This window comes from Pseudomonas sp. EMN2 (assembly GCF_009650555.1).
Taxonomy (GTDB): Bacteria; Pseudomonadota; Gammaproteobacteria; order Pseudomonadales; family Pseudomonadaceae; genus Aquipseudomonas; species Aquipseudomonas sichuanensis.
This window is the reverse complement of the sequence record NZ_VZZR01000030.1, coordinates 103,572-115,714: the sequence shown is the minus strand read 5'-3', so window position 1 is coordinate 115,714 and position 12,143 is coordinate 103,572. Positions and strand designations below refer to the sequence as shown.

The 12,143-nt window shown below is 65.3% G+C and carries 10 protein-coding genes and 2 pseudogenes; 4 read left to right on the top strand and 8 right to left on the bottom strand.

Annotated elements, in window-relative coordinates:
* The 3 genes and pseudogenes from F6X61_RS10800 to F6X61_RS10790 form a co-directional block, all read left to right on the top strand.
* On the top strand, positions 1-223 hold a 223-nt coding region (locus F6X61_RS10800), incomplete at its 5' end, for a DUF3077 domain-containing protein (RefSeq protein ID WP_153786633.1).
* Positions 224-381: 158 nt separating this feature from the next.
* Positions 382-822: pseudogene (locus F6X61_RS10795) on the top strand (N-acetyltransferase family protein); the annotation flags it as partial.
* Between the two features lie 498 nt (positions 823-1,320).
* Positions 1,321-2,373, top strand: coding sequence for a DUF2235 domain-containing protein (locus F6X61_RS10790; protein WP_153786631.1), 1,053 nt, complete (start codon positions 1,321-1,323; stop codon positions 2,371-2,373).
* Between the two features lie 169 nt (positions 2,374-2,542).
* Here F6X61_RS10790 and F6X61_RS10785 read toward each other — a convergent pair whose 3' ends face one another.
* The 4 genes and pseudogenes from F6X61_RS10785 to F6X61_RS10775 all read right to left on the bottom strand — a co-directional run bounded on the left by F6X61_RS10785 (position 2,543) and on the right by F6X61_RS10775 (position 4,435).
* On the bottom strand, positions 2,543-2,881 hold the full coding sequence (locus F6X61_RS10785; protein WP_153786630.1) for a hypothetical protein: 339 nt from the start codon (positions 2,879-2,881) through the stop codon (positions 2,543-2,545).
* 81 nt (positions 2,882-2,962) lie between these two features.
* Positions 2,963-3,082, bottom strand: a pseudogene (locus F6X61_RS27565) (LysR family transcriptional regulator); the annotation flags it as partial.
* A 22-nt stretch (positions 3,083-3,104) separates the two neighbouring features.
* Positions 3,105-3,470: a hypothetical protein gene (locus tag F6X61_RS10780; RefSeq protein ID WP_153786629.1), complete on the bottom strand. Its 366-nt coding sequence runs from the start codon at positions 3,468-3,470 to the stop codon at positions 3,105-3,107.
* Positions 3,471-3,505: 35 nt separating this feature from the next.
* Positions 3,506-4,435 carry a LysR family transcriptional regulator gene (locus F6X61_RS10775; RefSeq protein WP_153786628.1) on the bottom strand — a complete coding sequence of 310 codons (930 nt, stop codon included), beginning with the start codon at positions 4,433-4,435 and terminating at the stop codon, positions 3,506-3,508.
* 223 nt (positions 4,436-4,658) lie between these two features.
* Between F6X61_RS10775 and lysA the strand changes: the two genes are divergently transcribed.
* On the top strand, positions 4,659-5,894 hold the full coding sequence (gene lysA, locus F6X61_RS10770; protein WP_153786627.1) for a diaminopimelate decarboxylase: 1,236 nt from the start codon (positions 4,659-4,661) through the stop codon (positions 5,892-5,894).
* 144 nt (positions 5,895-6,038) lie between these two features.
* Here the strand turns inward: lysA and F6X61_RS10765 are convergent, their stop codons facing one another.
* From F6X61_RS10765 to kdpB, 4 genes are all read right to left on the bottom strand, one after another.
* Positions 6,039-6,737 carry a response regulator gene (locus tag F6X61_RS10765; protein ID WP_153786626.1) on the bottom strand — a complete coding sequence of 233 codons (699 nt, stop codon included), beginning with the start codon at positions 6,735-6,737 and terminating at the stop codon, positions 6,039-6,041.
* A complete protein-coding gene (locus tag F6X61_RS10760; protein ID WP_153786625.1) occupies positions 6,734-9,388 on the bottom strand; it encodes a sensor histidine kinase KdpD in 2,655 nt (884 codons plus the stop codon). Before F6X61_RS10760 ends, F6X61_RS10765 begins: the two co-directional genes overlap by 4 nt.
* Before the next feature lie 118 nt (positions 9,389-9,506).
* The gene (kdpC, locus tag F6X61_RS10755) at positions 9,507-10,070 is read right to left on the bottom strand and encodes a potassium-transporting ATPase subunit KdpC (RefSeq protein WP_153786624.1); all 564 of its coding nucleotides are present in this window, start codon (positions 10,068-10,070) and stop codon (positions 9,507-9,509) included.
* A gap of 13 nt (positions 10,071-10,083) precedes the next feature.
* A complete protein-coding gene (gene kdpB, locus F6X61_RS10750) occupies positions 10,084-12,138 on the bottom strand; it encodes a potassium-transporting ATPase subunit KdpB (protein WP_153786623.1) in 2,055 nt (684 codons plus the stop codon).
* Between the last annotated feature and the right edge of the window lie 5 nt (positions 12,139-12,143).

Here is a 12,143-nt window from a genome sequence, read left to right as displayed (position 1 = left end):
GTTCTACCAAGGCGAAGGCATGACCGCCCCGCTGTTCTGCATTGAGCCCGGCATCCCCTGCCAGCATGCGCGGGACCAAGCTTCGGAGCTGATGGGCTGCGTGCGCGACCTGACCATCGCCGGAATCATGGAAGAGAAACCGCAACTGCTCTGGGCATCGTATTACCTGAGCGCGCTGGCCAAGGCGCTGATGGATGATGCTGAGTTGGGGATGAAGCACTGAAGATTGGAGCTGATTGGTAGCTGCACGCCCAAGGTGAAGCAGCGGACTTGCCGGTGCTCCAGACTTCCCTATCGCGCTGACATCGCTGGGGCTGCTTCGCAGCCCTCTCGCGACGCAAGGCCGCTCCTACACTGGGCAGATCAACTTAGGAGGCGTTCATGGAGTGTCATATCCGTCGCGCTCGGCGCGACGACGCAGAAGCCATCAGCCGTATCGTGATCGCGGCATTGCGCGAGTCCAACGCACGAGACTATCCAGCAGAGGTGATTGCCCAGGTCGAGCAGAGCTTTTCGCCTGCGGCAGTCTTTACATTGCTCGCTAACCGAGTGGTATTCGTGGCGACCTGCCAAGGGCAATTGCTGGCGACGGCAAGCCTGGATGGCGATGTTGTGAGAACGGTATTTGTTGCGCCAGCACACCAAGGGGCAGGTATAGGCAAACAGTTGATGGATGCCATCCATGCACAGGCGGTCAGGGCTGGCATCAAGTCACTGCGCGTACCGTCCTCCATCACTGCCCAAGCATTCTACGCACGCTTGGGGTACCAGAAGATTCGCGATGAATTCCATGGCGTGGAGCGCACCACCGTCATGGAAAAATCTGCGCTGACCATCCCCGAAGCCGCCCATGCCCTCAACGTTTCTTGCGCGCATCTGGCGAAGTTGCTGGATGTGGGGGCAATGCCTGTTACCAGCGCTGACGGTCAACCCGTTATCACGTTCTCTGACTTGATTGCCTACAAGGACAAGCGCGATGGGATCAGCCGGGCGACGATGAGAGAACTGGCTGACCAGGCACAGGATCTGGATATGGGCTACGAATGAAGTGCAAGCCCATGATGAAACCTCGCCACCGCGCTTCATGCCCTGCGGCGGATCAATTCAGTACGTCCTTGCCGGCATAACCTTCAAGGCACCCCAACAAATGTAGGGCTACAGTGATCGCTGAGAACAGCATCTGTGAATGGCCCTGGGAGCATGTGTCAGCGCACCACCAGCCGTAACTTGCGCTGCACCCTGCACGAAATACCCGTTACTCACGCCCATGCCCAGTGCGGTTCAAAGCCCAGGCAGCACAGTGGCGAAGGAGAACGGACTATGCCCAAGAAAATCATCATCTCGTTTGACGGCACCTGGAATACACCGGATACCAAATCCGAAATCAAAGGCAGCAAGAGCACCAACGTGTGGAAGTTGCACGCGGCCCTGCTCGCTCGCGACAAGGACGGTACCACCCAGAACAAATGGTATGACCCAGGCGTTGGCACGGCATGGTACGACCGCATCCGCGGGGGTGCCTTCGGCGTGGGGCTTTCAGATAAGATCCTCGAAGGCTATCGTCACCTGGCAAACACCTACGAGCCCGGTGACTTGGTCCACATCTTCGGTTTCAGCCGGGGCGCCTACACCGCGCGCAGTCTGGTGGGCCTGATCCGCAACGCAGGGTTGCTCAAACCCGAGCATATCGACCTGACAGAAGAGGCCTATGGCCTGTATCGGACCCGGGACGAGGGCGCCGACTCGGACAGAGCACAACTTTTCCGCAGCAACTTCTCACGCAACATCACCATCCACATGCTGGGCATCTGGGATACCGTCGGCGCACTGGGCGTGCCGCTGGAATCCTTCGACTGGTTCAACAGGTCGTACTACGAATTCCATGACACCGAACTGAGCTCGATCGTCCACAACGCCTTCCACGCGCTAGCGATCGATGAATGGCGCAAGAACTACCAGTGCACCCTGTGGGATCCGAAGAGCAAACCCAACCAACGTGTGGAGCAAGTCTGGTTCTCCGGTGCCCACGCCAATATCGGCGGTGGCTACCCGGACAACAGCCTCTCGGATATCGCCCTGACGTGGATGATCAACAAGGCGGTCGAATGCGGGTTGGCGGTGGACACCAGCAAGATCCCCAGCCTGCCCACCACCACACTGCCGATCACCAACTCCTACAAGCAGTTCCTCGGCGGCGCCTATAGCCAGTTCAATCCGCCCCACTACCGGGACATCGGGCAAACGCTGTTTGGCCGGGAGGCCATCGATCCAAGCGTCGAGGACCGGCTGAAACACGAGGCGGATTACAAGCCGAAGAACACGGTTGGCCCGAACCTGGTCGGCAGTTTCACGCCGGTTGGGAAGGTCAGGTGACGTTGGCCTGCGCCGCCATCAGCTCGGGGCGCTGGCAAAGGTCTGTCACCGTTTTATCCAGAATTATTGGATTTCAATAATTATTGGCCTGGAATAATTCCACTTAAACCATCTGGGCAACACGGCCTGAGAGTGAATGCACTCAGGCCTGGTTGGCCGCCACAGGACCTCAACTCAACTGGGCAATCAGCACCGCATTGGTGTAGATCAGGCTGCCATCGCTAGCCCGATGGCCCACCAGGTGAAACTGCCCGCGCTCATCATCACTCAGGTACACGCGCAGACGGCAGTCGGACAGCGGCCCATAGCCTTCCGGCAACATCAGGTTCAGCGTGCCCATGTCGACATCGACCATGGCCTCGGGCTCATGGCTCTGTTGCAGGCGCTCTTCGGCCTGCTCCAGCAACGTATGGGTGGGGCCTTGGATGTCGAAATGGATATCGCCCACCGGGGTGGAGCGGCGATCACCGTTGCCTTTGCACCAACCTTCTATCGTCAGGGTACTCATGGCCAATCCTCCTGCTATGGAGCGTTCTCGAACACCAATGCAGTTGTTGACCCAACCCCCGCTTGATTCGTTCCGACGGGCTCATCCCCCCTTCGCCAATGCCGCCTCCATCTCCCGCGCCTGAAACCGCCGGATCAGCATCACCTGGTAAGGCACCGAGATACTCAAGCGCCGAATCGCCAACCCACCCTGCCCCGCCTCCGAGTGGGATTCGATGGCGTTTCTACTTAAGGGGCCAACGAGCCAGCCCTTCTTCTCCATAAGCCTGGATGTCCGGGTCGGCACTGCTCGCCATGCGTTCAAGCACTGCGCGGGATTCCGGGGTGCCAATCCGTGCCAGCGCATACGCGCACTTGCGCTGGAACTCCTGCAGGTTGCCCCAGCGCACCAGGCTGGCGAACGGAATGTTCACCGCCTGCGCAATGGCAGGGACGGCTGCCGCATCGCCGAGCAGCCCGAGTTCGAACACGATATCTTCGTGTCGCTCATGGGTTTCATCCAGCAATAACCGGGTGAGGGTCGATACTGCGTCTGGAAGGGGTTCGAGATCCCCCAGGGATTTTGCCGTCGTGGGCTGCGATCCGTTCATTGTGCTTCCTTGTGGTGGGACAAAGCTGTCCCGGATTATGCGGTCACTTGAGCGCTGCTACCGCCCAGCGCCGCTGTCATTTCCCGTGCCTGCTCGCGCAAAGCCTGGCAAAACGGCTCCACAACCGCCGACGCCGGCCGGTGCTCAGGTTGGATCAGCATCACCCGATACGGCACCGAGATACTCAAGCGCCGAATCGCCAACCCACCCTGCCCCGCCTCCAGCCCGCTCAGCGGGTTAATGATCGCCACCCCCAACCCCTGCCGGACCATGGCGCACACCGAGGCCGCGCTGGTGGTCTCGATCACCGTGCGCCGATTCACCCCGGCGGCGCGAAAGTGCTGGTCGAGCTGCTGGCGGTAGGTGTCGAGGCTGGCCAGGTTGATGAAGTCGACCTCATCGAAATCACTCAGCTCAAGCACAGCCTTGGCCTGCAACGGGTGCCCCTGGGGCAGTACGCAGACCATGTCGGCGCTGAACAGCAGCTCGCCCACCGCGCCCCGGGGCACCTGTTCGACTTCGGTCAGGCCGAGGTCGTGCTGCTGGGCGACCAGCGATTCCTCCAACAGCGGCGACTCCTGGGCGGTGATGCTCACGCTCACGCCACGGTGTTGCTGATGGAAGCGCTGGCAGGCCCTGGGCAGCAGGGTTTGCGAGAACAGCGGCAGGCAGGTGACGGCCAGCCGGCCTTGCTCGAAGTTGCGGATGGCCTGGGCAAAGCGGTCGATGCGTTCCAGGCCGACGAAGGTGCGTTCGACCTCGTCGATCAGCAGCAAGGCCTGGGCGGTGGGCGCCAGGCGCCCGCCTTCGCGGTCGAACAGGTTCAGGCCGGTGACCTGCTCCATGCGCGCCAGCTCACGGCTGACGGTGGGCTGCGAGGTGAACAGCAGCCGCGCGGCGCCGGTGACGCTGCCGGCGGCCATGATGGCGCGGAACACTTCGATGTGGCGGACGGAGAGTTTCATGGGGGTGGCTCGTGGTAGTGGTGTCGTGGGAGCGGGCTTGCCCCGCGATGCAAGCAACGCGGTGTTTGGCACCGGCTATGCCGGTGATCGCGGGGCAAGCCCGCTCCCACGCATGAGTACATGCATATGCATATCAAATATGAATAGATTAAATAAAATTAGCTATTTTTCTGAATCCATCCATTAGCTCACCATCGGTGCATCCATTACAAGGAACACCACCATGAGCACCCCTTCCACCCTCCTGGCCGACGCCGTCCGCCAACACGGCTCGCCCCTGTGGGCCTACGACGCGCAAACCATCGGCCAGCGCATCGACCAGTTGCTGCAGCACTTCGACACCGTCCGTTTCGCGCAAAAGGCCAACCCCAACCTGCACGTCCTGCGCCTGATCCGCGAACGTGGCCTGGTGCTCGATGCGGTCTCGCTGGGTGAAATGGAACGTGCCTTCGCCGCGGGCGCGCAGGTATCCGGCGAGCCAGCCGGGGTGGTGCTGACCTGCGACGTGCTGGACCAGCCGACCCTGGCGCGGGTGGTCGAGACCGGTATCGAAGTGAACGCCGGCTCCATCGACATGCTCCGCCAACTGGGCGAGCGCTCCCCCGGGCACCGGGTGTGGCTGCGCGTCAACCCAGGGTTCGGCCACGGCCACAGCCGCAAGACCAACACCGGCGGTGAAAACAGCAAGCACGGTATCTGGCACGAGCAACTGCCCGAGGCGCTGGCCTGCGTGAAGCAGTACGGCCTGCACCTGGTGGGCGTGCACATGCACATCGGCTCGGGGGTGGATTACCAGCACCTGGAGCAGGTGGCCGGGGCCATGGTCGGGCTGATCGGCCAACTGGGCATGGACATCGAAGCCTTCTCCATCGGTGGCGGGCTGTCCACGCCCTACCGCCAGGACGACCAGCCGGTGGACCTGCAGTGCTATGCCCGTACCTGGGCGGTGGCGCGGGCGGAGATCGAAGCGATGCTCGGCCACCCCGTGCGCATGGAGATCGAGCCGGGGCGCTATCTGGTGGCGGAGTCTGGCTACCTGGTGGCCGAGGTGCGCGCCGTCAAGCAGATGGGCAACAACCACTACATCCTGGTGGACGCCGGCTTCAACGACCTGATGCGCCCGGCGATGTATGGAGCCTATCACCGCATGAGCCTGTTCGATGCCGTGGGGCGGCCGGTGAATCGCCCGCTGCAACCGACCGTGGTGGCCGGGCCATTGTGCGAGTCCGGGGATGTGTTTACCCAGGACGATCAGGAGCTAACGCCACAAGTGCTGCCACAAGCCAAGGTCGGTGACCTGCTGGTGATTCACGATGCCGGGGCCTACGGCGCGTCCATGTCGTCGAACTACAACAGCCGGCCGCTGTTGCCGGAGTTTCTGATCGAGCAGGGTCAGGTGCGCATGATCCGCCGGCGGCAGACTGTACAGGAGCTGCTGGCGTTGGAACTGAGTGTCTAACACTCAGTAGTGCGATACGCGCTGATGTGAACATCGTGGGAGCGGCGGTGCGCCGCTGCGACTTGTCCCGCGATTACCGGCAAAGCAGGTGCCATCAAGCCCCGCGCATTCATCGCGGGGCAAGCCCGCTCCCACGTGCCCTCGCTACAGTTGCGCTGGTGCGACCAACCTGTACCCCACCCCCGCCTCGGTAATGATGAACCGTGGCGCGGTTGGATCATCCCCCAGCTTCTGGCGCAGGTGCCCCACCACGATCCGCAGGTAATGCGTGTCATCGGTATGGGTCGGCCCCCAGATGTCCTTGAGCAACTGCTGCTGGGTAATCACCCGCCCCGGGTGCCCGGCCAGTTGCGCCAGCAGCGCATATTCCTTGCGCGTCAGCGCTACTTCCAACCCCTCCAGCGTCACCTTGCGAAAGGCAAAATCCACCACCAGCGGCCCAAAGCTGGCCGTCGAGGTTGCACTGCCCACCTGCGGCGCCTGGCGCAGCAATGCGCGCACGCGGGCGAGGAATTCCTGGATGCCGAAGGGCTTGGTCACGTAGTCGTTGGCACCACCATCCAGCGCATCGACCTTCTGCACTTCACTGGCACGCACCGACAGCACCATCACCGGCACCGTGCTCCATTCGCGCAGTTCGCGCAGCACTTGCTGGCCGTCCATATCAGGCAGGCCGAGGTCGAGCACCACCAGGTCAGGCTTGCTCAAGGCGGCCTGGGCCAGGCCTTCACTGCCGGTACCGGCTTCGATCACCTTGTAACCCTGGGACGCCAGGCTGATACGCAGGAACTTGCGGATCTGCGGTTCGTCGTCGATCACCAGCAGGGTGGCGGCTTGGCTCATGGGGCTTCACTTTCGCTATCGGGTTGGGTGGGCAGCGGCAAGCATAGTGTGATGCAGGTGCCGTGGCCATCGAGGCCGTCGCCCACCAGGATGCGCCCGCCATGGGCGCCGATCATGCCCTGGCAGATCGCCAGGCCCAGGCCGGTGCCCTGCCCGCCGCGGTCGCCGCGGGCGGCGGTGTAGAACATGTCGAAGATCTTTTCGCGCTCGTCTTCAGGGATGCCGGGGCCCTGGTCGCTGACGGCGAAGCACAGTTGCTCGTCCTGCACCTTCACCTGCAAGTCGAGCCGCCCTTGTGCCGGCGAGAAGCGCGCTGCGTTTTCCAGCACGTTCACCAGCGCCTGCTCGATCAGCGCCGCATGCACGAACAGCAACGGCAGCTCGCCGGGCACATCGGTGTGCACACGCAGCGGCGCCAGCACCACGCGCAGGCGGTTGAGGGCGCTGCCGACGATATCGGCGGGGGCCACCCAGTCGCGGGCGAGCTTGAGGCTGCCATGGCCGAGGCGGGTCATGTCCAGCAGGTTCTGAATGTAACGGTCCAGGCGCTCGGCTTCGTCGCGGGTGCCTTCGAGCAACTCGCGGCGGTCAGCCGGGGGGATGGCGTCGCCCAGCGCCAGCAGGCTGTCGATGCTGCCGCGCATGGACGTGAGCGGGGTGCGCAGGTCGTGGGACACCGAGGCGAGCAAGGCGCTGCGCAGCTGCTCGGTTTCGCCGTGCAGGCGCGCGGCCTCCAGTTGCTCGCCCAGGCGGGCTCGGGCCAGGGCCTGGGCCAGGGGCTGTGCCAGGGCCTTCAGCAGGCGACGGCGCTGGGCGCCCATGGGTTCACCGTTGCGCGGGCGTACGCCGAGCAAGGCCAGGGGTTGCTCCTCCACGGCCAGAGGCCACCACCACCAGCGGCCGTGGGGCAAGGTGTCGCTGCCGAAACCTGCGGCCTGGCCGTGTTGCCAGGCCCATTCGGCGGCGGCGCGTTCGTTGTCGGTGAAGGCCGGCGCATCGCCGCTGGCGACTTGCAGCAGGCCGTCGGCGCTGCGTTCGAGCAGGCACACCTGCACGTCCTGCCAGCCGTTCAGGTGCTGGCCGGCGGCGCTGAACACGGCCTGGCGGTCGGTGGCCACGGTCAGCCGGCGCGACAGATCGAGCAACTGGTTGGTCTGCGCCTGGGTCTCGCGCAGGGCCTGCAACTGGCGGCGCTGGCGGGCGGCGAGGTTGCCGGTGAGCGCGGCCATCAACAGGAAGAACACCAGGGTCAGGACGTCTTCTTCGCGCTGGATGCTGAACGAGAAGTTCGGCGGAATGAACAGGAAGTCATAGACGAGGAACGACAGCACGGCGCAGGCCAATGCCGGACCAAGGCTGCTGCGCACCGCCACCAGCAGCACGGCGGCGAGGAACACCAGCGAGATATTGGGCAGCGCCAGCACGCTGGAAACGGCCCAGGACAGACCGGCCGCCAGCACCGTGGCCACCAGCGCCAGCAGGTAGTGGCGCCACACCCACACGCGCTTGGCCGCGGCACTGGCCGGCTGTGGCTGGGCGTCTCGGTCGAGCACGTTGATTTCCAGGCCATGGCTTTCACGCAGCAGGCGCGCCGCTACGCCGGCACCGAAGAAGCGCCGGCGCAGCAGGTCGCGGGACTGGCCCACCAGCACCAGGCTGGCGCGGCGTTCGGCGGCGTGCTGGATCAGCGTGCGGGCCACCTCCCCTGCCCTGAGCAGCACCACTTCACCGCCCAGCCGTTCGGCCAATTGCTGGGCGGCCTGCAGGCGATGGCGGGCGGTTTCGTCGCGCAGCCGGCCGTTGTCGACATGCACCACGCTCCACGGCAAATGGCGGCGTTGCGCAACGCGGCTGGCATGGCGCACCAGGCGTTCGGCCTGGTCGTTGCCGTCGATGCCCACCAGCAGCCGGCCGCGCAAGGCCGGCGCTTCCTGGCCGCGCTGGCGGTAGCCGCTGGCCAGGTCCGCATCCACCTGGGCGGCGGCGGTCTGCATGGCCAGCTCGCGCAGGGCGGTGAGGTTGGTCTGGGAGAAATAGGCGTCGATGGCGGCGCGGGCCTGCTCGGGCACATAGACCTTGCCCTCGCGCAGGCGCTCCAGCAGCTCGCGCGGCGGCAGGTCGATCAGCACCAGTTCGAAGGCTTCCTGCAGAACCCAGTCGGGCAGGGTTTCGCGCACCTGCACGCCGGTGATGTCGCGGACCTTGTCGTTGAGGCTTTCCAGGTGCTGGACGTTGACCGTGGTGTACACGTCGATGCCAGCGGCCAGCAGCTCCTGCACGTCCTGCCAGCGCTTGGCGTGGCGGCTGCCGGGGGCGTTGCTGTGGGCCAGCTCGTCGACCAGCACCAGCGGGGGCTTGGCCTTGAGCAGGCCGTCGAGGTCCATTTCTTCGAGCAGCACGCCACGGTATTCGCTGCGCAGCAAGGGTTGCTGGAGCAGGCCGCCGAGCAGGGCCTCGGTTTCGGCGCGACCGTGGGTTTCGACCACCCCGGCCACCACCTGCACGCCCTGGCGCTGCTGGGCATGGGCGGCCTGAAGCATGGCGAAGGTCTTGCCGACCCCGGGCGCGGCGCCGAGGAATACCTTGAGTCGGCCCCGGCCTTCGCGGGGCAGGCCGGCCAACAGCGCGTCGGCGCGGGTGGGGTTGCTCATGTTCGATCCTTAGGTTGTACGGTGATCGGTGGCGCCTGTAACGGCCATCGCGGGGCAAGCCCGCTCCCACGCATCGAAGGTCTTGCGTGGGAGCGGGCTTGCCCCGCGATGGGTCCGGTCAATTGCCGGCTAGGGGAGCCAAGCGCTCAAGCGCCTGGTTCAGCGCCAGCACATTGACCACCGGCGGCCCGACCAATGGGCGAAGGGTGGCGTCATTCACCAGCACTTGCAAGCGCTCCACCGGCACCTGCCGCGCCGCCGCCACACGCGGCAGCTGGTAGGTAATGGCTTGCGGCGGCAGGTGCGGGTCAAGGCCGCTGCCGGAGGTGGTCAGCAGCGCCAGGGGCACCGGCCCTTGCTGCGCCTGGTATTGCGCGGCAGCCTCGCCCTTGACCCGCTCGGCCAGTGCCGGGTTGCTCGGCGACAAGTTGCTCGCGCTGCTGGCCACGGTGGCATACGCCCCCGCCGAAGGCCGCGACTGGAACCAGCCATCGCCCTTGAACTCTTGGGCGATCAGCGCCGAGCCGCGCACTTCGCCTTTGTCGTCACGCACCAGGCTGCCATTGGCCTGGTCGGGGAACGCCACCTGGGCAATCCCGGTCACCGCCAGCGGGTACAAGGCACCGGTAACCACGGTCATCAGCAGGATCAGGCTCAATGCCGGGCGTACATAAGCAGTCATGTCAGTCTCTCCTTCAAACCAGGTGCAGGGCGTTGAGCAGCAGGTCGATCAGCTTGATCCCGGCAAAGGGCACAAGGATCCCGCCCAGGCCATAGATCAGCAGGTTGCGCCGCAGCAGGTGGGCGGCGCTGGCGGCCTGCACCCGTACCCCGCGCAGGGCCAGGGGGATCAGCACGATGATGATCAGCGCGTTGAACACGATGGCCGAGAGGATCGCGCTCTGCGGGCTGGCCAGTTGCATCAGGTTGAGCACGCCCAACTGCGGGTAGATGGCGGCGAACAGCGCCGGCAGGATGGCAAAGTACTTGGCCACGTCGTTGGCAATGGAGAAGGTGGTCAGCGCGCCACGGGTGACCAGCAACTCCTTGCCCACCTGTACCACGTCCAGCAGCTTGGTCGGGTCGCTGTCGAGGTCGACCATGTTGGCGGCCTCGCGGGCAGCCTGGGTGCCGTCGTTCATGGCCATGCCCACGTCAGCCTGGGCCAGGGCCGGCGCGTCGTTGGCGCCGTCGCCGCACATGGCCACCAGCCGGCCGTCGTTCTGCTCCTGGCGGATGCGCGCCAGCTTCTTCTCCGGGGTGGCTTCGGCGAGCACGTCATCCACGCCGGCCTCGGCGGCAATGGCCGCGGCGGTCAGCGGGTTGTCGCCGGTGACCATCACGGTGCGGATGCCCAGCTTGCGCAGCTCGGCGAAGCGCTCGCGGATGCCGGGCTTGACCACGTCCTTGAGGTGGATCACGCCGAGCAGGCGCTTGTCGACGCACACCAGCAGCGGTGTGCCGCCGCTCTGGGCGATGCGCTCCACTTCACGGGCCAGGGGCACCGGCATTTCCAGGCGTTGCATGCCGACGAAAGCCAGCACCGCATCGACGGCGCCCTTGCGGTAGCGGTGCTGCTGGAAGTCGATGCCCGACAGGCGCGTCTCGGCGCTGAAGGCGATGGCCTGGTACTGGCTGCTCGAGTGTTCTTCGAAGTCATGCAACTGGCGCAGGTACTCGACGATGGACTTGCCTTCGGCGGTGTCGTCGGCCAGCGAGGCGAGCAAGGCGCCCTCCCCCAGTTCCTTGGCCGTCACGCCCGAGGCGGCATGCAGGGCGCTGCAGCGACGGTTACCGAAGGTGATGGTGCCGGTCTTGTCGAGCATCAGCGTGTGCACGTCGCCGGCCGCCTCCACCGCGCGGCCGGAGCGGGCGATCACGTTCAGGCGCACCAGGCGGTCCATGCCGGCGATGCCAATGGCCGACAGCAGGCCACCGATGGTGGTGGGGATCAGCGTCACCAGCAAGGCGGCGAGGAAGATCAGCGGCAGGCTGCCACCGGCAAAGCGGGCGAACGGCTGCAGGGTCACCACCACGATCAGGAAGATCAGGGTGAGGCCGATCAGCAGGATGTCCAGGGCGATCTCGTTGGGGGTTTTCTGGCGCTTGGCACCTTCGACCAGGGCGATCATGCGGTCCAGGGTCGATTCGCCGGGGTTGCTGGAGATGCGGATCAGCAGCCAGTCGGAGACCAGCCGGGTATTGCCGGTGACGGCCGAGCGGTCGCCGCCGGACTCGCGGATCACCGGCGCGGACTCGCCGGTGATGGCGGCCTCGTTGACCGCAGCGATGCCTTCGAGCACCTCGCCGTCACCGGGGATCATCTCGCCGGCCACCACGCGCACCACATCGTCCTTGCGCAGCTGGCTGGCGGCGACGGTCTCAAAGCTGCCGTCGCTCTTGCGGCGCTGCGCGGTCAGGCCCTGGCTGCCGGCCTTGAGGCTGTCGGCGCGGGCCTTGCCGCGGCCCTCGGCGAGGGCTTCGGCAAAGTTGGCGAACAACACGGTGAACCACAGCCATACGGTGATCTGCACCGCCACGCCGGTGCTCACGCCGCTTTCGGGGGCGAAGCACAGCACCGTGGTGAGCAGCGCGGTAAGGGCCACCACCAGCATCACCGGCGAGCGCTTGAGCTGGCGCGGGTCGAGCTTGACGAAGGCCTGCAGCAGCGCCGGGCGCCACAGCGCGGCGAAGCGGGTCTGGTCCTTGGCGCTGCGTTGCGCCTTCACGTCAGGAATGGGCATGTTCATCAATG